Raw genomic sequence first — 21,762 nt, 5'->3', positions numbered from 1 at the left:
ATTATTTATAGGTTTTAGCCAGTTTTAAGGCTTCATAGGCATTTACAATTCCGCCAGTAACCGAAAGGGTAGAAAAAGGTACTTCAGTTGGGTTTTGTGCGCCAGGTAATAAAGTAGTACCTGATACTTTGGTAACTGATTTAAGCAAAATCTCCTTCAGTTGAAGGTAAGTTAGGTTTGGAAAGCGAGACCAAACCAATGCTGCAACCCCGCTCACAACAGGACATGCCATACTGGTTCCCTGCATGTTCTTATATTCACTACCTGGTATAGTAGAATAGATTTCCGTTCCGGGCGCGAACAGATCCACGGTAGTTTTTCCATAATTGCTAAATGAAGCGGTTTTTGCATCAGGGGTTGATGCTCCTACAGTGATCACATTGCCAGCCTTTTTACCATCTAAAAATACTGCGTCTGGGAAAGTCTTGTCTACATCAAGGTTTTTTGAATCATTACCAGCAGCTTTTACAATCAGCACCCCTTTTTGTTCAGCATATTTGAATGCATCATCTACCCATTGTTTCTGGGGCGAAAAAGGTTTACCAAAGCTCATGCTGATAATTTTGGCACCATTGTCAACCGCATAACGAATGCCGTTGGCGATATCTTTATCGTACTCGTCGCCATCCGGAACAGCACGTATGGCCATAATCAAAACATTATCAGCAATCCCATCCAGGCCAATACCATTGTTCCGCTCTGCAGCAACTATACCGGCTACATGTGTACCATGTTCAATATGTGGTAATGAGAGTATATTGTTACCATAATACCTGGAAGCATTTGCTCTAAAATCATCGTTCATTAAAACCCTGTTATCGGTTACCGATTCTTTAGCACTCAGGTACTCTTTTTGATTCGAAGCAATCATATCATTAGAAAATTTCTGGATAAAAGGAGCCAATAAAGTAGTATCAGGCACCTTCTTATACATTACCCCCATCATTACGGCCGATTGCGCATATATGAACATACTATCTGTTGGCTGATAACCGGCATAATCTATCATATGCAGCACTTTTCCCGGGTTTTTCTCTTGAATTTCTTGTATCAGCTTTTTATTCTCTTCCGCCAGTCGTTTCACGATAACAACAGCAAACTCCTTGCTACCCAATACCGATTTGCTCACTACTGAACGGAAGTAGGCATACTTAGGATTTTTTCGATAGTCGTCAAAAGAAACGTTTAAGTACTGATCTCTTAAACGCAGGTATTCCCTGTCTGCTTCCAAATTTGTTTTAACCACGTTGTTTTTTCCATCTGCGCTCCCCAGGAAGTTCCAACCATGAATATCATCTATATAACCGTTATTGTCGTCATCTTTACCGTTTCCTTTAATTTCCTTTCCGTTTATCCAAAGGATATTTTTCAGATCGGCATGTGCAGTATCTACACCAGAATCTATAATGGCTACAATAAGCTTTTTCTTTGTTTTGCTTTTAGGGAATTCCTTGTAGGCTTTATCTGACTCTATACCATACACTCCATCTTTACCGATTGAAAGGTGTTCCCAATTTTGAGGGGCAGCTGGCTTTTTTGCCTTTTGGGTAGGATTGTTCGCTATTCCCGGGGTTGGCACTACGACCTGTGCTTCTACATTTGCAACATAACCAGCAGCAAATAATAAAGCGATATATAGTTTTGAAAATTTCATTTTGATCTTAATTCTTTTATAATGGTTTTTAATTTTTAGCGATGGTTTTCAACAGCATTTCTTTAAAGCCAGGTTTGCTTGGGTATGGACCATAGGAATCTACAAACTTGCCTTGCTTGTCAATAAAAATATAACGAGGCATTACATTGAGCATAAGCTTCTGCTCTAGGTTATCCCTGTTATCTGTTTCATTCTTTTTACGCTCCGAAATTAACTGAATCCCCTCAAGGTTCTTTTCTTCTACAAACTTTCGCCATTTTGGTATGGCATCAGGTTGTTCCCAGCCGATAGTCATGAATACCACATCCTTACGGTCTTTCATTTCCTTTTTAAAAGCATCGAAATAAGGCATCTCTTTGATACAAACGCTGCACCAGGTAGCCCACATATCAATGATCACCGCTTTACCCTTGAAATGGGATAACTTCACCATTTTTCCATGCTGGTCTGGCAATTCAAAATCAGGTGCCGGTTTACCTGCCATTATCGGCGAGTATAAAGCCAATTGCTCATTCACCTTTTTCTTAAAGGTTTCATCCTTAGACAACTTATTTACATCTCTGATCAGCTCTACCATTTCAGTACCCATCATGTGGTAATTGTTACTCGAAAAAATGTTCCTTCCAACAAAATCTGTTTTCAATTCCTCATTTTTCAAATGGTTTAAAGCGTATTTTGACTGGTCATACATTGTAGGTTCAGGTTTTCCTAAACGATAATGCAGCATAGCCACATAAGCATTGAAAAAATTAGAGAACTCACTTGTTTCCTTGTTTTGAAATAATGGATCATCGATACTCAATATATCCAGCAAGTCGTAAAAACTTTTCGGCACAACCGATCTGCCTTTTTGGTTCCTCAAAAAATTCCTGCGTGCAGACAATTCTGCAAAATCAGCAAACACTTTATTTTCATTAGCCTTTGAAGGCTGTTCTTTGATCAATACCGCAGCCTTTTCCCTGCAATTGAGTACTTCCTTTTCAAAGTTTTCCAGACTGATGTCACCTTTCCAAAAAAGTTCACTGTTCCAGGCTTTTAAAATTCTTCTTTTCAGGGTATCAACTGCCAGGCTTTCCTTTTGCTCAGGAACCGGAATACCAGGCCTTAAACCATGACCAAAGACCATTCCCGAAAAAAGAAGTGTAAATGATGCTGCTATTATTAATGATTTCATTTGCGTTTTGTGTTTAATTATGGTACCAGCACTGCGTCGCCTATGGCCTGCAGATCAACATTGTGAACGGTTTTGTAATAGTTGATCACCAGGTTATACTTCTGTTTTACCAAACCTTTGGTATCGTTAGTAGGCTTAAGTATAGTATTGTCAAGTGTAGCTTTTGAATTGTTAGTTATCGCCTTAACATAAGTCCTGATATCGTACATCTGTGGATTATTCTGCGATTTGGCCCTGGTATCTAAAAAACCATTTGCATACATCGTCGACGCGGAAACGGTCAGGGTATAATTACTAACCGAGGCAAAATTAGTTGCCATGGCGACTTTCCCAGTAGCAAACATATAATTCCAATACTCAATGTGCATGTCGCCCTTAAAAAATGTTTTCTGTGTTACCGTCATCCCATCAAATGATGGTGCAAAGTTGCTTATCGTAATGTGATAATAGCCCAAAATGGTATTAGGAAACGTTCCCGAACTAATTCCCGTATTGCTTAAAGTATTATCAGCGCTATTTGGATTTACCAGTCTTTTCAGATTTTTAGCAAAAAGTACTTTAAAAGGTAGCGTCCGTTTCAAAAATGTATCCGGATAAAGGCTCAACCAGTTCTTCTGTACAAAAGGCAAAACTTTTGCTACAGCAGCCTCATCAGCCTGCTCACAGGAAAATTTAGTGCTAAATAAATTATCTGTACCTACGGCAGCCGGCACCCAGGCAAAATCTACAGCAGGATTAAATTTATAAAGAAAATAACTGCCGTAGTTCTGGTAGATGTTAACCAGCTCTGTATCAAAAGCATTTGTCCCCTGCGGAAGTTTATATTCAATTTTGGATACACTCGGCTCAAGCACTTCCTTTTTTTTGCATCCCGGTAAAACAAATCCCAGGAAAACTATAATTAAAGCTATGTATTTCATCATCTAAAAGATTAAGGGTTTTGTACAAGTTCAGGATTAGCGCGTAAGGCTGTTTGCGGAATCGGCAAAGTAAACTCAGGATCGCCCGGTAAAATGGTTTTTGAATCCGTAGCGGTTGCTGATAGCTGTATAGAATGGCTAACCGATAAATTCCATCTTCTCAAATCAAACCACCTTTGGTCTTCAAAGCACAATTCCCTGCGGCGTTCGGCCTTGTAAAACTCAAATAACGCAGTAGGATCTGTAATGTTAATGTTCTGGAATTTAGATGTGGTTATACGTTTTGAACGTAATAAATTGAGATCAGCAAGCGCCCCGTTGATTCCCTGCCCATTACCAGCCAACGCTTTCTGTATATTCGCTTCGGCCCTATTCAAATAAGCTTCTGAAACTCGAAACGCCTTACTATTCTGTATAATGGAGGTTAATGATCCATATTTAAAACCATAAAATTTGGACCAAATCAAAACTCCTGTATTCGGATTGTACTGTCCACCGTAATTAAAGTACAGCACATTTCGTCTGTCATCTACTTCATAAGCATCCGAAAGCGATGCAGATACGGTAAAAGCCGCTTTTTCAAATATAATCCCCGAAACTCCAGCACCTAAAGCTGCATCAGCATAATCCTTGTCAAATCCATATCCCCAGTACACCTCCGGACTGACCAAGGCATTAGCCATCTGGTAAGGAGGGCTTGCCTCATCAAATCCTGATGCGGGATTAGCAGTTACCTCATTCAGATTCTTCAGGGTAGATTTAATAGCCAAAGCTTTAGTAGCATAATCTATACTCTTGTCCCATTGCCTTGAATACAAATAAACTCTGGAAAGCAACAGGCAGGTCGCAGCGACACCCGGATGATAAATATTAGATCCTGATGTAGAACTTAACAAGGTATTAGCCTCTAGCAGATCTTTTTCTACCTGAGCATAAACCTGGGTAACAGTTGCTCTTTTAATCAAATCCCTGGTCACATCCGAACTCAGTACCAAAGGCACCCCTAAATCACTATCCGGATTGCTTCCATTTGCTCCGTATGCTTTTCCATATAAATTGACCAGGTTAAAGTAATAGAAGCCCCGAAGAAATAAAGCTTCGCCTTTTATTTTAGCCTTTTCAGCTTCCGATCCCGAAACCTTACCCAGATAATCCAGCACCACATTGCATCCTTTTATTCTTGAATAATAGGTAGTGTAACTATCGGTTCCGGGTATACCTGAAACAGGCATATCTTCAAACATGGTATTCTTCCACAAAAATGCAGGAGCCCATCTGGATAATGCGGCAATCTGAAACGGATCATTCAGAAAGTTAGCTTCCACATCATCTGTGATCACATCCATATAGGTATGGAATCGGTCTGTCAATGGAAATCCTTCACCCAACAAGGTTTGTGCCAGGTCGGATGCCGTAGTTGGCCGCAATAAATTCTGATTACTTTCTTCCAGAAACTTTTTACAAGAGCCCAATATTAAAGTAAATGAGAGCAAACCTAAGGTTATATATTTTTTCATAGCTGTCTAATTAAAAGCCAACGTTTAAGGTTAACGAATACGTCCTGGGAATTGGCAGGTTGTTCCCTGATACCTCAGGATCTATCCCATCAAGTTTGCCTGAAGCGATGTAAAAAAGATTGGTCACCGAAGCCTGTAAACTAAGCTGTTGGATATGTGCCTTAGCCAACATTTTTGGTGGAATGGCATAAGACAAGCCAATGTTTCGGCAACGCAGGTAATCGGCGTTAACGACCCTTGCAGTTGAATAATCATACAGATTATATATTGGATAACTTGTGTTACCGATGTATGTAGAAGGAATATTTGCTGTTGGCAATGAAGGGATATTGGTAAATGTTTCATCACCAGGCTTCCTCCAGCGATCATTTAATGCAGAAGATAGGTTTTGCGTCGGGTATGGGGCAGAGCGGTCACTGTTGTTGTACAATGGTGCCAAAAACTTTTTGGCACCCAGGCTAACTGTGAAGCTCGAGTTCAGCGTAAAATTCTTATAGCGGATGTTCGTACCAAACCCACCTGTAAACTTGGGATCCAGCTGTCCGGCATAATCCATTAACAACGACACATTCTTTTTACTCTCGTCAGTTAATGCCGGGATGTTAAAGGTTGGATAACCTGTAACAGGATCCAGCCCCTTATAATTAAAAGCGAAGAAACTGCTGGCTGCATACCCCTCTAGGTAGCTTGTTCCATTAGCCAGGGCATTCCAGCCCTCCAGTTGGTTATTTCCTGATTTGGTAACTTGGTTAAAATTCCTTGCTGTATTGAAATTTATCCCCCAGGTAAGATCTTTAGAACTTACGGGTACAAAATTCAGGTAAAGTTCATAACCATGATTGTTGATATTCCCTGCATTGACCGGCATGGTCGCAACACCATATTCAACTGGGATCACAACTTCTGTCAGGGCATCAGTGGTCTTTTTATTATAATAGTCTACACTTCCCGAAATACGATTACTGAATAGAGCAAAGTCAAGCCCAAAGTTTACCGTTACTGTTTTCTCCCAACGCAGGTCAGGATAGCCCAGACTCTTTATATTGAGAAGCCCCTCTCCTGTTACAGTACTAATAGATCTCGTAGGATACTGTAGTATCAATTCAGGTCCGAAGTTTTCAGCCACATTCCCCTGAAAGCCATAAGTTCCCCTGATAGAGAACTGGCTCAGCCATTTCAGCTTGTCACTAAAAAACGCCTCCTCCATTACATTCCACTTTATACCCGCCGACCAAATAGGCAGGAAACGGTTATTTGTAGACTGGCCGAACCTATTGGAAGCATCAGTTCTGATGGTGGCATTAACCACATATCTATTGTCCCAGTTGTAGGTAGCTGTACCAAAGTAAGACACGAAGTTAGATTTCTGATCCGTTATGACAGGTATATCTCTATAGAGTAAAGGACTTTGCAGAAGTGTTGCGCCCACACCAACAGGAAGATAAGTTGCTGGAGTCTCCGCAAAAGTACGCCCACGCTCTGGCATGTAACCGAAATTGGTTTGGCTCATACCATCATACTTCGAACTTCTCAGCTCAGATCCTGCAAGGATGGTCAGATTATCCCTATCCTTCCTGAAATTCTTATTGTATGTAATTGAGTTCCTAAACGTATAGGATTGGTTGTTTATCCCTGTAGTGTTCAGCACACCACCCTGAGGTAAATAAGATGCCAGATAAGCTGGTGTACCGGGAACAGCAGAGTTATAAGCATTGTAACGGAAATTCTGTGCGATATAATAAGATTGTGCAGCCGCATAGCTTTCCCCATTCGTTTGGGTATAATTTATACCAAGAAGCGATTGAAAGGTAAAATCACTTAAGAACCGATACTCCAGATTTGTTGTGGCAGAAAAATTAGTCGACTTATTTTTATTTCCTGTATAATCTCTTTCACGAAGAATGTTAAAACTGTCAAAATCACTGCTCTTTTTATAGGCATAATAGCTACCATCCTCATTAAAAGCCGGAATAGCACGACTGGTATTAAAAGCATAATTAAACGGGTTTATCTGGTAAAAGCCAGTTGTATTACCCATGTTACCACCTAACCTAAAACCCAGTTTTAGCTTTTTAGATACGTCGACATTAATGCTCAGGTTTCCGTTATAAGTATCCTGACCATTACCAATGGTGTTTCCACGATTGCTGGCATAGCCCATAGAGGCATAATACCTGATCTTATCAGTTCCTCCAGATACGCTTAAAGAGTGATTCTGGCTAAACGGGTTTTGGTATAGTAAACCAAACCAGTCTGTGTTCATGGTTTCCAGTTTCCCCACTTCGGTATTAAACTGTTCCTGGGTAATGGTTTTATTAAGTAGTTTGCTTAAATATCCTTCATACGAGAGGTTATCCGGTACATATTGAAAGGTAAGCCCCCTGGCATAAATCTCTTTAGAAACATCAATACGCTCCTTAGAGTTCATCAGGTTGAAATCATCGTAAGATGGCGCTGCTGAAATAGATAAATTAGTTACATAATTAAATCTGGCAGGCCCAGCTTTGCCTTTTTTAGTAGTAATCACAATTACCCCATTGGCAGCTTTAGTTCCATAAATGGCTGTTGCCGACGCATCTTTCAAAACAGAAATATCCTGAATATCTTCAATATTTAAAAAAGAAACCGAGCTACCAATTAGGTCTCTAATACCACTACTACTAGTGGTATTGATCAACGAATAATCAAAAGGCAAACGATCTTGCTGGATAATGCCATCCACGACCCAAACAGGCTCCTGATTACCTAGCAAAGTAGAGGTTCCCCTAACCCTAACTTTTGGCGAGGAACCAATTATACCAGTCTGATTGGCTACCAAAACACCGGCAAGTTGTCCCTGCAAAAGCTGGTCAATACTTCTGATACCCGCAGCCTTAATATCCTCAGCCTTTACCGTAGCAATAGAACCTACCAGATTACGTTTGGTAATATCCTGATAACCTGTCGATATGGTTACTTCATTCAAAACACTTCCTGAAGTATTTAGCTGTACATTTTGTTTAACTTCTGTAACCCCAATAGCATTAATAGAAGTTTTAAACGCTTCGGCACCCACATAACTGAAAGTCAGCGTAGATCCCCTTCTTACGTTGATGCTATATTCTCCATTACTATTGCTGCTAGTCGCATTCCCACTCTTTGAATCCTTAATACTAGCACCAGGTAGTGGCCTACCATCTTCATCAGTAATCTTTCCTGAAACATTCAGCATAAGCCCCAAATATTCGCCTGCCTTGGTGGTCTCACCTACCAGCAGGATGTTTACGACATTGTTATCAATGGTATACTTAAGATTGGTGTCCTTAATCAAAAGTTTAATCACTTCAGTTATGGATTCATTTTTAACATTTATGGAGATTGGGCCATACTTATCGAGTTCTTTAACATTGTAAAAGAACTCCATATCCACCTGTTTTTTAATCTCATTAAGTATTGTAGTACGCTTGGCATTTTTCATGTTTAACGTAATGTTCCTGTTCTGTGCAAAGCTGACTTGACTGGTCATCAGTAAAAATGCGAACAGAAAAAAGAGTTTTTTTAGGCAAAGAGCGCCCCCTCCGATAATCGGTTTAGTAAATTTTTCTCTCATTGAATACGGTTTAGTTGTTAGTTGATTTGTGGTGGATTATTTTTTATTATATATATAAATTGTTTGACCTGAAATCCTGTATTTAAGTTCATTAGAACGTTCTATAACATTAAGCACATCGGTAATCCTTTTCGATTTGCGCAATTTACCTCCAAACCTAAGTACCTTAAGCTCTGGCGATTCAAAAGAAACGTTATAGTCGTACCAGCGACCGACCTGTTCCAACACTTCATCAAGAGAATTGTCGTTAAACACCAACCAGCCATCCTTCCAGGATGTATAAGGGTATACATCAACTTCTGATTTGCTGATATCCTTTGTTATCGGATCAAAATTAGATTGCTCGCCCGGTACCTGGAAAAGTGCTGCTTTTCCTTTACGGTTCACCTTTATGCTTCCCTCAACAAGCGTGGTACTAATTTTTTGATTGAAGGTATTGATGTTGAACGATGTCCCCAACACTTCAACCTGCATTCCATTCAGGTTTACTAAGAACGGTGCATGCTTATTTTTAGTTACTTTAAAATACGCCTCCCCACTTTCCAGGTAAACCATCCTATCACCTGTTTCGTTTAATACTGCTGGGTAGCGTAACCTGGTTTCCGAGTTCAGCCAAACTTCTGTTCCATCGCTCATCACCAGTTTATATTCTCCACCCCGAGGCACTACCAAGGTGTGGTAAACATTGGCTACTGCATTGGCCGATTGATAGCTGATTGCTCTAGCAGAATCTGATAATACAGCTGTTCCACCTGCTATCTTTTGCTTAGTTTTATTGTCTAAGGCAATAGCAGTTCCATTTTCCAAGATCAACGTAGCTTTATGTTTATCTACATCATTTATAATCGCAGTTGGCCGACTCTTGTCCAATTTGTCATTTTGGCTTAAAGCAAACCAACCTAAGCCAACAACCAGTAATACTGAAGCTGCATAAGCAAGATAACGGCGCATTGGGTTTAAGCGAACAGATTTTACCTGAACATTCATTTTGCTGTTTATTCCCTGCCAACCATCCTCGATATCAATCAAAGGAAAAGCTGCCTTTAAGTTAGCATCCAATAGTACGCTCTGAATTTCTTCTAATTGTACTTCCTCGTCAACATGCAACGTCAATTCCGCTTTTTTACGAAGCAAAGCAGTTTCTTTTTGCTGTAATTCAGCAATAAACACCTGCCATTCAGAAGAATTATACTGATCGTAATTGTCCATATCTATAGGTATGTGATAAAAAAATAAAAAAGGGTGATCGGAAATGAAAAAAAATTAAAAGTTTTTTATAGAAGACAGCAAAATAACTAGAATGGTAAGGTCATTCATATCTTCACGAATAAAAGCGTAAGCTTTTTTGATTTGTGTTTTTACAGTATTAATGGAAATTCCAAGCTGATCGGCTATTTGCTGATAGGTTAACCCGTCCTTATTGCTTAAAATAAAAATCTTCTTTCGCTCTACCGGTAATTTGTCTATAGCAATGGCAAGACGATCGTGCATCGTTTCATTTTTGAGTGCATAGTTCAGTTCGTCCTCCACATCAAGCGCTTCTATTTCTACAGGATGCTCGTCCAGACTAATTGTCGACTTGTGTTTGTTCTTATAGGCAATACAGAGATACTTGAGCGCGCGGGTAGCATAGGCATCTAAAGATGTTTGGATATTTAGCTTATCTCTTCTGTTCCAAAAATCAACAAAAAAATCTTGTACCATATCCTTGGCGATATCCATATCCCCCAGATGTCTGAATGCGACCAAACATAAAAAACGATAGTTATCACGAACAAAGATTTCGAACTGGCCGGCGGTAATTATCATACCTTTTTTCTGTGTCATTAATAATAAACAAAAGTATAGAGCGCCGTTAAACCATGTTATAACACTACAATTATAAGATTTAAATCTAATAAATTGGAATACAGGGGAGATATAAAATAATTTGTTATTTTTATATAAATCCCATCTGCAAATGAATTACGTGCTCCAATCCTTATCCGAGATCATCAGCTATGCCAGCATCGCGATCATCTGCTACGGTGCCGCACTTGGTCTCCTTAAATTTATCAGCAACGAGTTAAGCCGTTTCAAGAATTCCTTTTCATTAGCAAAAACCGTTCAAATCAAAATAGAAGTGGGTTATTATTTATTACTAGGTCTGGAGTTCCTGATCGCATCGGATATCATCGACACCATCCTTAATCCATCATTCGATGATTTAGGCATATTGGCAGGAACCGTTGTCATCAGAACAGGATTATCCTTTTTTCTAAATAAAGAAATTGAAAGCATCGCCGAAAACAAAGTTCCAGAAGACAAAAAATGAACTTAGCTATTTCAATTTTACCGTAACCTCCTGCTCCTTCTGGTTCCTGAACACCTTAAGTACAACAGTGGTCTTACTTTGAGAAGACTGCCTTGCTTCCATCAGATCTTTAACTGTAAGAACAGGATGATTGCCCATTTGCAGAATCACATCATTAGGCTTAATTGTATTGTTCATTAAACTTGCATTATTTACATTAAGCACCAATACCCCCGTCTCAGTAGGCATTCCAGTCGCTGATCTTTCAGCAAGTGTAGTCAGATTTTTCACTTTAACACCTGCAAAATCATATACAGCATCTTCTTTCCATACCTTCGGCACAATTAAAGGAATAGCTACTTTTTTAGCCTTTTTGATCAGACCTGCTGATACTACCCCAAAGTTCATCTCAAAATTCTTAAATCCGACAACAAAGGCTTTTGAACCTGCCCTTACCCGATAATCTCCTTTTTCTGCATTCATAAATTGTGGATCACCAGCCAATGAGTTGGGATCGATCTTCAATTCCTGTGCTTTTTTTAGCGAAGCCTCATCTGGAAAAAGATTATCATCTACTTGTTTTCCCCAATCTTTAATTTGAATTGGGAAATACATCGCAGCAACAATATTATGTTTAAATACATCTTGACTGTCCCTAAACCACACATGTGGATGAAATGAATTGTTGATCATTATATTATTTTCCACTACTCTTTTAAATCCTTCTCTTAGCTTTAAGCCCCCATTTAGACACACATTATTTTTGATGATGTAATTAGAAGAACCATCATCCAAATCGATATCCCATCCATGATCACACCTGAATCTATTGTTAAAAATCAAAGTAGGTCTCATTGCATCAAGAAATATCAATTCTCGCCGATTAGCCGCAATACTATCCATGACAGCCCGTTTAGGATGCCAGAACCTATCACGGCCCCAAGAATTAAATGCACCATGGTCTCCAGTTTCCAGTACTGTATTAAAAACGTCGTTATACTCGATGTTATGGCCACCCCAAGTACCTTCGTTTATATTAATACCAGCTCTTGGCACATCATAAATGGTATTGTGACTTACTTTAATATTTTGTGCCATAGAGATATGTACACCAGCTGTTTGTTTTTCTACCTGGCCAATGTTATGGATCAGATTATCGTACACCGTACATTCAGAAGGGAAATTGTTTCCAATAGGACCTAATTTCGTATCCATATTCTTTAAGTCCACAAATTGACTATATTGAAAAGAAGGAGAACGAACAGCCTTAGGATCGCCAACAAACACCACGGCACTACTTCCCGAATTATAGATATGGTTACCAGAAAACATATGCTGCTTGTTATAATTACTATACACCATCACATTACCACCCAACTCAGTGAATACGCATTTTTCTATGTTGATGTACTCGCCGCCTTCAATGGTAATGGCCCCCTTACGGTATATGGTCCAGTCACTTCGCAATAAAGGTTCTTTGTTTTTCATAAAAGTACGCAGGGCATGAGTAAAAGTGATCCCCTTTATTGTGATGTTTTTCACTGGCCTGGCAGCCGAACCTTTTATTTCCAATAAACTTTCCATTTGAGGCGTCTCAATCAGGGCAGTTGACAAATTCACATTGGTCTTTAAATAAAGTTCTTGTTGCTGCTTATCAAAATACCATTCATTTAAGGTATCCAGCTCTTCCGCTATATTTTCAATAAAACGGTAATCTTTGTGCATAGTAGTGGGACGATTATTTTGCCATCCACCCTCCATTTCCAACTTCGTTCCGTTCTTTCCCTTAATCTGATAGGCAAAACCTCCCCACATGGCCGTCTGCATGGCATGTAAGAAAGCTCCTTCAGGGGCTTTCCATTTCTGAATATGCGCTGCATTTAATACATCCGATGCAGTGCCATTAAAAGGCACCTTTCCTTGTTGATAATTAGGATACCTTGCCATCTGCATCAATACACCATTTACATAAAGCTGATCAAAGATCAGTCCTGATTGGGGGACTTTAGCGGAATAAACACCATCCTTCTCCTCCCAGCTCAAGTTTAATTTAGCCGAACCTTTAACAAAGACTGTCTCCTGCTGATATGCCTGAATGTTAAGTCCCTTGCCTTGAGCACGACTATCTTCGACTGTAAAAACTATAGGTCGGCTTAAATCATAAGCTCCTTTTCGCAATAGTATATTCACCTGCTCGGCTTTATATTTTCTTGCTTCCATTTGCGCTCTGTACAAGGTTGCGAAGGGGCTATCCATCGTTCCTTTATTTTTATCACTCCCTTTTGGAGAAATATAAATGTCTTTTGCATGGCTGTACCCAACCATTAAAAAACCAACCAATAGCATCGTAGAAAACTTCATTCGACTAAATTCAATATTCTTAGTCGATATCGGTTCAAGTATATTGGCAGAATGCTAAGTTATTTATCCCGGTACATATGTTCAATGTTCATGGACAACTAAATTGGAAATCGCAACTCTCGGCTTCCAATTTGGCCAGAAAAGTTTCCTTAAAGTTAAAGTCTATTGAACAGCATTTGAACGGCCGTTGAACGGACATTGAACGGACACTGAACGGGCTAAGCCGTCCAATATCCATTAATTAGTAGTTAATCAATCGACAACTAGCAGTTAATAATCAGGCACCAAACTTTATGCGATTGTTTACCGATCCCGAATCCAAAATTAAATCCCGAAATAGTAAAAACATAATCCCTTTAGCGTTAGCATCCTATAGTTTAATATGTACATATTTGTAATCTTATTTAGATTGATTAAAAATAAAAACATATGATTTACGCTTACCAAACTAAAATGTCACGGTTACTACTACACATTTCTTACGCTTCCAGCTTATTAATACTGTTACTTACTTACTCCTGTACAAAGACCATGGAGCTTGCTCCTCTTCCTCAAAACAAGATTACAGAGTTCAAAATTGTCAATCTACCAGATACGGTGATCTTCGGATCTATTGATCAGATTGATAAATCCATTACAGTGTATATTCCATACTATTATGGATTAGCTGTGATCGATCCGGAAATTAAAGTATCTGAAGGCGCCAGGCTTACGGAAGAAGTTTTACCTATCGATCTAAATGAAACTGGTACAAGTTATACCGTAAAAGCGAAAGACGGTAGTACACAGGTATACAAGCTTAAAATTGTCCAGCAAAACACACCTGATTTAACGGTAAGATGGAGCAATACCGGTGTATTTTACCCAAGAACAACACTGAGTGTAACTGGAAACTTTATGGCAACTGGCACTGGTTTAGCAAAAGTACACCTCATATCAGTAAAAACAAGTAAAGAAACCCTTCTAAACGGAGGTATATTGGTAACTGGTAGTGGTCTTTACGAATATTATTTGAACGCACTAGAAATCCCTACTGACATTGATACAGGCTACTATAAAGGGCGGATTAGCTTTCTGGGGCATGTGAAAGAACTTCCACAAATACACATTATATATAAACAACCGGATGTGCTCATCGGATCGAAAGAGGTGAAAAGAGGTGATGAAATTGTTTATTCAGCCGCGCCGGAAACTGTAATTATCGGATTAAAATCGGTCAATGTTACTATCGCTGGTATTACTTATGATTTACCTATAAAAAGCTATAACAATACCGCTATCACACTAATTATCCCTAATGACTTCCCATTAGGCGAACACCTTTATATTCCTATGAAAATTTTATTCAACAACTGGGCTACCCTAAATAAAACAGCCTCAATTACAGTAACCAATTAACCTCGAATCCACATTCCTATATTATATTTTAACATTTAAAATTAAATTTATGACGCTTAAAATTAAAACAATGTTTAAAACTGTCGCAATCATAGCCGCAGTTGGTCTGATCGCAGTATCTTGTAAAAAAGAACAAGCAGGAACTGAAGAGCTCTTAACCGCTAACGGGAAAAGAAGCAGCAATATCTCTGCCTTATCAAGTACCTGTGATACTTCTTCTTACAAAGTATTAGGCAGAGGAGGTTATTCCAGGACACGTGTTGGATTTGATACGGTTTATGTTGACCTGAACACGCCCGATCAGGATTCACTCTCAACTTTTACCGATGTAAATGCATGGTTTACCAGTAGCTCTAATTCTTTCATATCGACTCCAGGTACATTAAAATACTTACTTGCACCAGGTAAAGCAATTTGTGATCTTACTTTGTCTGATTATTCCGCAGCAACAACCGCAAGTATAGTTGGCATGAATACAGGTGGTGGTACACCAAACGGATGGTATAACTATGTTGCACCAAACGGACCAACACCAATTCCAAACTTTTACGTATTTATTAACGATGGAGTAAATACTTATGCTATTCAATTGGTAGCCTTTACCGATGCGATTAGCTGGGGTTCTGGTGTGAACTTGCAAAATAAAGCAAATACAGTAATCCGTTACCGCAAGCTGTAAAACCAACGGCCAATAAAATAAACAGAGGCAACAGCGTGGGTTATGTTGCCTCTATTATAATTGCATATCCCGCAATGAGATGATGCACTGATCTGAAATAATATAAAATGCAAAAAGAGATTTTTAAACACAAGCTTTTAGTCTTTAACTATGCGCTGGCAGCACTCCTGCTGATGCTAACTTATTCCTGTAAAAAGAAGTATCCTGATTTCCCGTACAATGAAATCGAAAAATTCAGTATCAAAGATGTTTCTGGCACAGAACTAAATGCCGCTATACAAGAGAAAAACATCATCATTTACTGGCCTCCGTTTCAGGATCAGCCGGATTCCATACAGCCACAGATTGCAGTTTCCGACCGTGCGATAATTACTCCGAAAAGTGGCTCAAAAATCCCCTTCAAAGAAGGTTTCAGCTATGAAGTAAAAGCGCAGAATGGCTCCATCAATACTTACACTTTAAAGATTGCTAATAACCAACCTCTTCCTTATTTTGAGGTCAATGAGCTGGTGATAAATTTAAACAGGTCAATGAGTCTCTTTGGTGATTATCTCATTCCTGACGCAACACAGACCTCTGTATATCTGGTGGATAAGAATAAAAAAGAAACACTACTGACCATTAATTCTATTTCTAACAACGCAGTAAACGTAAACATACCCCTGGTGCTTAGCCAGGATACCAGTCATTATCACATTAAAGTGATCACTGGAAAACGCAACCTGACCAAAGGTCCATACTACATAGATAGACCTCTACTGGCACTCGGAACCGTTACGCTTCCTGCCGATGTACTCACAGTTAAACGCGGGCAATCTATCGTTTTTAAACACAGTGCCACACCGGGTACCTTAAAATATTATGCACAAACAGGCAGATATGCTACAGTTGCCATTACCAGCAGAATAACACGTAGTGTTCCTATGCAGATTACAGATACAGAAATCACCCTCACCATTCCTCAAGATTTCCCTTTAGGTGCCACTTATGGTAGTATATCATTTTTAGTAGAAGACAAAGCAAAAGGAACTTGGCAACGACGAACCAGTCCTTTTACTGTAGTCCAGTAACCAATGGAAAAATGATCAATTAAAAAAGTCACCGTCTACCAAGGAGGCCTCAGACGCTCTTTGTGAGACGGTGACTTTTTTGTGATTACTTCTTATAAGAAACAACGTAAGCTACACCCTTTTTCAGCTTAAGTTCATAAGTCCTTTTCCCTACTTCAACAGCCTCTCCACCTTTCACAACCGGTTTAGAAACACTTTTGAACCTCAACACACCCGATCCCCCGTCAGACTTCACTTTAATCTCTTTTTTGCTGCAATACAACGAAATCTCTCCTGAAGGTGTCGGTACCTTACCCTCCATCCAGTCCAACCCGCCCAAAGCAGGTTCCACAACATAAGTTTCATATCCAGCCGAAAGCGGCTTAACACCTAAATAATACTTACCCAATAGATAAATCGGACTTGCACCCCAGGCATGACAAAGGCTTTTACCAAACGGGCGCCCATACATCGCTAAATGCTCCGTACCTTTCTTATCTGGATTGTACTCTTCCCAAAAAGAAGTGGCGCCCAAATCCAACATACCGCCCCAGTAATCTTTCATTTGTTTCAGCACATACGACTGCTCGCCCATCGCACAAAGTGCTTCCAACTCATAAAAACGCATGTATGGTGTAGTAATCTTCTTGATTTGATCATTCATCAACACATGTTGTTTCACATCTAGCTTTTGAGCAGGTGTAAAGTAATCGAAGAAAATACCGAACATATTAGCGTAACGCGTTACATTGTCAGTAGGCTTACCACCAACTCTGCTGTGTACTAGCGCATGTTTGCTCTCGTCCCAATACAGTTTAAATATCTTTGCCTTTAAATCTGCAGCAAGCTTTTTGTAGTTGGCAGCCGCTTCAGTATCCTTTGCCATATCCGCACAAAGTGCCATGGTTTCCAAACTCCGACAAAACAACAATTGCTCAAAACTCACTTCCCCGTCTTTACTTAGCTTATCCGCCCAGTCAATAAAAATCCAGTCTCCCGGCATCCATTCCAACAAACCATCTTTATTCCTACGGTTTAACACATAATCCATCAAACTTTTCATCCTTGGATAAATATCCTGTACAAACTTCTGATCTCCAGAATACTGGTAGTAATCATAAATCCCCAGAAACCAATAAAAGGAGTAATCCATAATGGTATTGATGTGAGCCGTTACCGGATCTTTCCCCCTTTGCGCCAACAAAGTCCTTTTCACAATTGGCGATTCATTGAAGGAGTAGTAATTCATCAGGTAGCTTTGGTAAGCATCACCCGACCATACCCATCTATCGCGCTTAATTCCGTCGATGAAAAACTCACGGGTGTTTAAATGAAACGTGTATTTGGATACCTCATAAATCTTGTTGACTTGTTCATCGGAACAGCGAAAATTCCCCTTTTCTGTTACTGGTGCATACTCATACAGCATGCTTACCTGATCAAGGGTAACATCACCTTCAGGCTGACAGTTCACATAGCGAAAGGCTTTAGACAGCTCAATCACCGAATCCGTTTTACCCTTTAAGTCGATTTCTAATAAATCAAGGGTTTCACATTTATCAGCAGATAAAGCCTCTTCTCTTGATTCACCGTAATAAATATGCAGCTTCCCCTTTCCCTTTAAGCCATGAAGCTTAAGAAAGCCAAAGGTTTCTTTGCCAAAATCAGCCACAAAGCCTTTATCCACCTTATCGGTTTTTACAGCCTCCATTTGCTTAGTAGCTAACTTGAACTTTGAGGGGGGCGATAGCGGATCGGTTAAATTCCAGGAGCCTACCGAAACAAAGGTCGTTCCCGACTTATCAGAGGCCTTTCCACTCTCATCAATCCATTCCTTATCTTCAAAGGTAGTTAACCAGCTTTCATCTGAAACCACTGTTTTACCTTGAACCAATATCGCTGGAACCTTATCCTGCCCATACACTTTTAAGCTCAACTTATGCTTGCCTGCAGGAATGGTAATCTTTTTCGGATAACCAGAAAAAGCTTGTCCATCAATCTTCACATTGTACTGTCCTTCCACATAAAGTTTTACTTCCTCAGCATTGGCCAGATTAAATTCCTTATGAAACTCAACCAGTACATAATGACTGTCCATTTTCCAGAATGGTGGAAGAAAAGCTCCCCTTTCTGTTCTGCGGTTCTGCATTTTATTGGATACCCAAATATCCAGATCACCGGGGTACCAGATCCAGGAAGCTTTTTTGGCACTCTGCGCTTGGCTAGCGTCTGCACACAGCACTGTTAACAAGAGCACAAGCGCTCCAAACTTTTGTAGACCAGTTTTTAAAAATTTCATATGCGTCTATTAAAATTAATGTCCGTTAAAAAAGAATATATAAAGCAACCATTACAATTGCCAGCGCAATCCAGGATACCCAGACCCGCTTCGTTGGTTTTTCGATTGCACTTTTGTCTAGTTCGTTGATCTCGTAAACCGTTGGATTCCGATCAGCCAAAGAAATCACTATAGCGATGATCAGTAAACCCAAAAAAATCAAAAAGGAAAGAATCAGGTAATGCGGCCAGAAAGGATATTTATCTGGTGGAAGAATCCATAGGTAGGTCACCCCGGTACCTAAGCTTAAAACAGAACCTACGGATAGCGTAAAATTTACAGCTTTTCGAGTGGTCCTTTTCCAGAAAACGGTCAGCAAGAAAACCACTGATAAAGGCGGAGCAATAAAGCCCAACACCGACTGAAAAACATCGAACAAATTCAATCCCTTTATGTTATCTATCGCCAGCACAACAATTACTGCAAGTATACACCCGGCAATGACAGATATCCTACCCATCCTAATGATCTGCTTATTGGTAGCTTGTGGGTTGATATTTTTCACATACACATCCATGGTAAACACGGTACTCAAAGAGTTTAGAGAAGAACCAATAGTTCCTACCAACACCGCAATCAGCACCACAATCACCAATCCATTCATCCCCGGGGGGAATAAATTAGTAACCATCGTCATATAGGCTTCGTTAGGATCTTTCAAGTCTGGAAACAACACAAAACACAGCACGCCAGTGATGATAAACAAAGGCAGTGACAAGATTTTTAACCAGCCAATAAAGCTAACGCCCAGTTGACCTTGTTCCAGATTCTTAGCCCCCAACACAGATTGCACCATAGCCTGATCTGTACAAAAGAAAGCGACTGCAGCTACCGGATACCCCAACAAAATGGCATACCACGGATATTTAGGATCACTAGCTGGTTGAATCAAATTCCAGTAATGCGATGGTGTTTTACTATACAAAGCCTCAATACCACCTACTTTGTGCAAACCCAATATCGTAAGCGCAAGGGATACAAAAATGAGCAGGATCATTTGAAAGACGTTTACCTTAGCAATAGCTTTTAAACCACCAAAAAAAGTAAACAAACCGGCAAAAGCAACCAATACAGTTACGGATTGCCACATTGGAATGCCCAGAATTTGTCGTACTAAAAAGCCCCCGGCAAACAAGCCTAGCGATAACCAGGAAATTAATATCTTGATTAGTGCATACCAGGCTAAAATATTCTGTGTAGAGTCGCCATACCTTTTACCCATAAACTCAGGCATGGTGCTTACTTTTGCTGCCAAGTATTTAGGCGCAAAAACAATGGCGAGTAAAAATAGGAATACAAAGGCGTACCAATCGAAATTAACCGCCACAATACCTGTGCTATAGCCTATACTGGCAAAAGCCAACAACATAGAAGGACCAACATTGGTTCCCCACATGTTAAACCCAATACTAGACCAGCCTAGCGATTTATTGGCTAGAAATAGGGTTTCATCTTCATTCTTCTTGGAGAAGCTGGCCCTATAGCCGATAAGGATTAGAATAACCAGATAAGCGACTACAATGATGTAATCCAAGCTAGTTAAGCGTTCTACGATATTTCCCATTAAGTTTATTTTGGTTTGATTGGTTTATGTTTTATTTACAGTCCGAGATCAGCTCTTAGCAACTGGTATTCATTCAGAATATCATTGATTTTTACAGGAATACCGGTTTGCAAAGACCTATCCATAGCCTGTAACAAAGCAATCGTACCTATTCCTTCTTTTAAATCCGGATAGGCAACCGTATTGTTTTCTATGCTGTCGGCAAAGTACTCCAGGTAATTCTGGTATTCTCCGGCATGGTGACTTTGTCCTTCGAAACGGAAGAAATGCTTCAATTTTGCATCTCCCCAGGTAATCAATTGCTCTTCTCCGGTATTGGTGGTTACCGCATAGCGGAGTTCGTGGTAATCGGCCTGACTAGCGCCTTCTGTCCCCCTTAACACACAACTCATCTCGCTTTCGCGATATGCCGGCTGTATCGGACCAGTATAAGAACCACTTACACGGGCGATCCTGCCGTCAGTTGATTTGAAGATAAAATGCATGGTATCCTCATTTTTTAAGCCAGCTTTTTTACCATTGGCGCTGATCATCCCATATCCCATTACCTCTTCAATTTCAGGCAGATACCATCTAATGAAGTCAACAGGATGACTTAAGCCACCGTAAAGCCACTTAAAAGAAGCTTCCAAGGCCCATTTCTTTTCCAGGAACCAGCGGTGATCCGCATTGTAATGGCACTCTATAGTGATCAGGTCGCCAATGATACCCGCAGTATAGTCTGTCCTTTGTCGCTTGTAAGGCTCGAAGAAACGAGAACTCTGACCAACAAACACTTTCTTACCACTTTGCTTTGAAACGGCTAAGAGCTCCTTAGCGCGTCCCAAATCATCAATGAAGGGTTTGGTGCAAACGACATGCTTATCGTGCAACAGCGCTTGTTTTACGTGATCTGCGTGCAAATGATCTGGGGTGTATATAGCAATGACATCAATAGCCGCATCATCTAGCATTTCCTGATAGCTGGTGGTATAGTGAGGGAAGTCGAACTCCTTAGCCCGTTGTTTACACACCTCCTCATTTGCATCACAGATTTTCACCAACTCGTATTTATCACTTGCAAGGGCAGCAGACATCGTGCTTCTTCCCTCTCCTAAGCCTAATATTCCTAATTTTAACATATTCCTTAATTTCTTTTATTCCTTTTGTTTTAACTCCCAATCTTTATACTCCACGTCATCCTGAATTTATTTCAGGACCTCGCACTAGCAAAGCCAATTTCTCTT

The 21,762-nt window shown here is 39.9% G+C and carries 15 protein-coding genes; 4 read left to right on the top strand and 11 right to left on the bottom strand.

The genetic code is table 11. From position 1 onward, the window contains the following. Window position 1: 1 nt before the first annotated feature. From FBD94_RS05485 to FBD94_RS05455, 7 genes are read right to left on the bottom strand one after another with little or no spacing between them, the layout of a single operon-like run. A complete protein-coding gene (locus FBD94_RS05485; protein WP_136879417.1) occupies window positions 2–1,654 on the bottom strand; it encodes a S8 family serine peptidase in 1,653 nt (550 codons plus the stop codon). Between the two features lie 28 nt (window positions 1,655–1,682). Next, a complete protein-coding gene (locus FBD94_RS05480) occupies window positions 1,683–2,828 on the bottom strand; it encodes a TlpA family protein disulfide reductase (protein ID WP_136879416.1) in 1,146 nt (381 codons plus the stop codon). Window positions 2,829–2,845: 17 nt separating this feature from the next. Continuing rightward, the gene (locus FBD94_RS05475) at window positions 2,846–3,751 is read right to left on the bottom strand and encodes a hypothetical protein (RefSeq protein WP_136879415.1); all 906 of its coding nucleotides are present in this window, start codon (window positions 3,749–3,751) and stop codon (window positions 2,846–2,848) included. A gap of 8 nt (window positions 3,752–3,759) precedes the next feature. Continuing rightward, window positions 3,760–5,265 (bottom strand): RagB/SusD family nutrient uptake outer membrane protein, encoded by a 1,506-nt coding sequence (locus FBD94_RS05470; protein ID WP_136879414.1) that lies wholly within the window; start codon window positions 5,263–5,265, stop codon window positions 3,760–3,762. A 10-nt stretch (window positions 5,266–5,275) separates the two neighbouring features. Further along, window positions 5,276–8,854 (bottom strand): SusC/RagA family TonB-linked outer membrane protein, encoded by a 3,579-nt coding sequence (locus tag FBD94_RS05465; protein WP_136879413.1) that lies wholly within the window; start codon window positions 8,852–8,854, stop codon window positions 5,276–5,278. 36 nt (window positions 8,855–8,890) lie between these two features. Next, window positions 8,891–10,063, bottom strand: coding sequence for a FecR family protein (locus FBD94_RS05460; RefSeq protein WP_131606482.1), 1,173 nt, complete (start codon window positions 10,061–10,063; stop codon window positions 8,891–8,893). Between the two features lie 54 nt (window positions 10,064–10,117). Further along, the gene (locus tag FBD94_RS05455; protein WP_136879412.1) at window positions 10,118–10,681 is read right to left on the bottom strand and encodes a sigma-70 family RNA polymerase sigma factor; all 564 of its coding nucleotides are present in this window, start codon (window positions 10,679–10,681) and stop codon (window positions 10,118–10,120) included. 133 nt (window positions 10,682–10,814) lie between these two features. On the opposite strand from FBD94_RS05455, the gene FBD94_RS05450 reads away from it, so the two are divergent. Continuing rightward, on the top strand, window positions 10,815–11,168 hold the full coding sequence (locus tag FBD94_RS05450; RefSeq protein ID WP_136879411.1) for a DUF1622 domain-containing protein: 354 nt from the start codon (window positions 10,815–10,817) through the stop codon (window positions 11,166–11,168). 6 nt (window positions 11,169–11,174) lie between these two features. On the opposite strand, the gene FBD94_RS05445 is transcribed toward FBD94_RS05450, so the two are convergent. Further along, window positions 11,175–13,508, bottom strand: coding sequence for a PDZ domain-containing protein (locus tag FBD94_RS05445; protein ID WP_136879410.1), 2,334 nt, complete (start codon window positions 13,506–13,508; stop codon window positions 11,175–11,177). A gap of 453 nt (window positions 13,509–13,961) precedes the next feature. Between FBD94_RS05445 and FBD94_RS05440 the strand changes: the two genes are divergently transcribed. The 3 genes from FBD94_RS05440 (at window position 13,962) to FBD94_RS05430 (ending at window position 16,655) form a co-directional block, all read left to right on the top strand. Then, window positions 13,962–14,906 carry a hypothetical protein gene (locus FBD94_RS05440; protein ID WP_131606490.1) on the top strand — a complete coding sequence of 315 codons (945 nt, stop codon included), beginning with the start codon at window positions 13,962–13,964 and terminating at the stop codon, window positions 14,904–14,906. Window positions 14,907–14,955: 49 nt separating this feature from the next. Continuing rightward, on the top strand, window positions 14,956–15,585 hold the full coding sequence (locus FBD94_RS05435) for a hypothetical protein (RefSeq protein WP_136879409.1): 630 nt from the start codon (window positions 14,956–14,958) through the stop codon (window positions 15,583–15,585). A 107-nt stretch (window positions 15,586–15,692) separates the two neighbouring features. Beyond that, entirely contained in the window at window positions 15,693–16,655 is a 963-nt protein-coding gene (locus tag FBD94_RS05430; protein WP_131606494.1) for a hypothetical protein, read from the top strand. Between the two features lie 85 nt (window positions 16,656–16,740). Here FBD94_RS05430 and FBD94_RS05425 read toward each other — a convergent pair whose 3' ends face one another. The 3 genes from FBD94_RS05425 to FBD94_RS05415 are packed head-to-tail and all read right to left on the bottom strand — an operon-like array spanning window position 16,741 to window position 21,657. After that, complete coding sequence (locus FBD94_RS05425) at window positions 16,741–18,933, bottom strand: alpha-L-rhamnosidase-related protein (RefSeq protein ID WP_136879408.1); 2,193 nt, start codon at window positions 18,931–18,933, stop codon at window positions 16,741–16,743. Between the two features lie 25 nt (window positions 18,934–18,958). Beyond that, complete coding sequence (locus FBD94_RS05420; protein ID WP_136879407.1) at window positions 18,959–20,536, bottom strand: sodium:solute symporter family transporter; 1,578 nt, start codon at window positions 20,534–20,536, stop codon at window positions 18,959–18,961. Between the two features lie 35 nt (window positions 20,537–20,571). Beyond that, window positions 20,572–21,657 carry a Gfo/Idh/MocA family protein gene (locus FBD94_RS05415; RefSeq protein WP_131606500.1) on the bottom strand — a complete coding sequence of 362 codons (1,086 nt, stop codon included), beginning with the start codon at window positions 21,655–21,657 and terminating at the stop codon, window positions 20,572–20,574. Between the last annotated feature and the right edge of the window lie 105 nt (window positions 21,658–21,762).

The organism is Pedobacter hiemivivus, from assembly GCF_005144565.1.
Classification (GTDB): Bacteria; Bacteroidota; Bacteroidia; order Sphingobacteriales; family Sphingobacteriaceae; genus Pedobacter; species Pedobacter hiemivivus.
This window is presented reverse-complemented; position numbering and strand designations above follow the sequence as displayed.

Excerpts from the sequence above, each read along its gene's own strand:
- FBD94_RS05485 (WP_136879417.1), bottom strand. The coding sequence starts at position 1,654 with ATGAAATTTTCAAAACTATATATCGCTTTATTATTTGCTGCTGGTTAT.
- FBD94_RS05480 (WP_136879416.1), bottom strand. The coding sequence starts at position 2,828 with ATGAAATCATTAATAATAGCAGCATCATTTACACTTCTTTTTTCGGGA.
- FBD94_RS05475 (WP_136879415.1), bottom strand. The coding sequence starts at position 3,751 with ATGATGAAATACATAGCTTTAATTATAGTTTTCCTGGGATTTGTTTTA.
- FBD94_RS05470 (WP_136879414.1), bottom strand. The coding sequence starts at position 5,265 with ATGAAAAAATATATAACCTTAGGTTTGCTCTCATTTACTTTAATATTG.
- FBD94_RS05465 (WP_136879413.1), bottom strand. The coding sequence starts at position 8,854 with ATGAGAGAAAAATTTACTAAACCGATTATCGGAGGGGGCGCTCTTTGC.
- FBD94_RS05460 (WP_131606482.1), bottom strand. The coding sequence starts at position 10,063 with ATGGACAATTACGATCAGTATAATTCTTCTGAATGGCAGGTGTTTATT.
- FBD94_RS05455 (WP_136879412.1), bottom strand. The coding sequence starts at position 10,681 with ATGACACAGAAAAAAGGTATGATAATTACCGCCGGCCAGTTCGAAATC.
- FBD94_RS05450 (WP_136879411.1), top strand. The coding sequence starts at position 10,815 with ATGAATTACGTGCTCCAATCCTTATCCGAGATCATCAGCTATGCCAGC.
- FBD94_RS05445 (WP_136879410.1), bottom strand. The coding sequence starts at position 13,508 with ATGAAGTTTTCTACGATGCTATTGGTTGGTTTTTTAATGGTTGGGTAC.
- FBD94_RS05440 (WP_131606490.1), top strand. The coding sequence starts at position 13,962 with ATGTCACGGTTACTACTACACATTTCTTACGCTTCCAGCTTATTAATA.
- FBD94_RS05435 (WP_136879409.1), top strand. The coding sequence starts at position 14,956 with ATGACGCTTAAAATTAAAACAATGTTTAAAACTGTCGCAATCATAGCC.
- FBD94_RS05430 (WP_131606494.1), top strand. The coding sequence starts at position 15,693 with ATGCAAAAAGAGATTTTTAAACACAAGCTTTTAGTCTTTAACTATGCG.
- FBD94_RS05425 (WP_136879408.1), bottom strand. The coding sequence starts at position 18,933 with ATGAAATTTTTAAAAACTGGTCTACAAAAGTTTGGAGCGCTTGTGCTC.
- FBD94_RS05420 (WP_136879407.1), bottom strand. The coding sequence starts at position 20,536 with ATGGGAAATATCGTAGAACGCTTAACTAGCTTGGATTACATCATTGTA.
- FBD94_RS05415 (WP_131606500.1), bottom strand. The coding sequence starts at position 21,657 with ATGTTAAAATTAGGAATATTAGGCTTAGGAGAGGGAAGAAGCACGATG.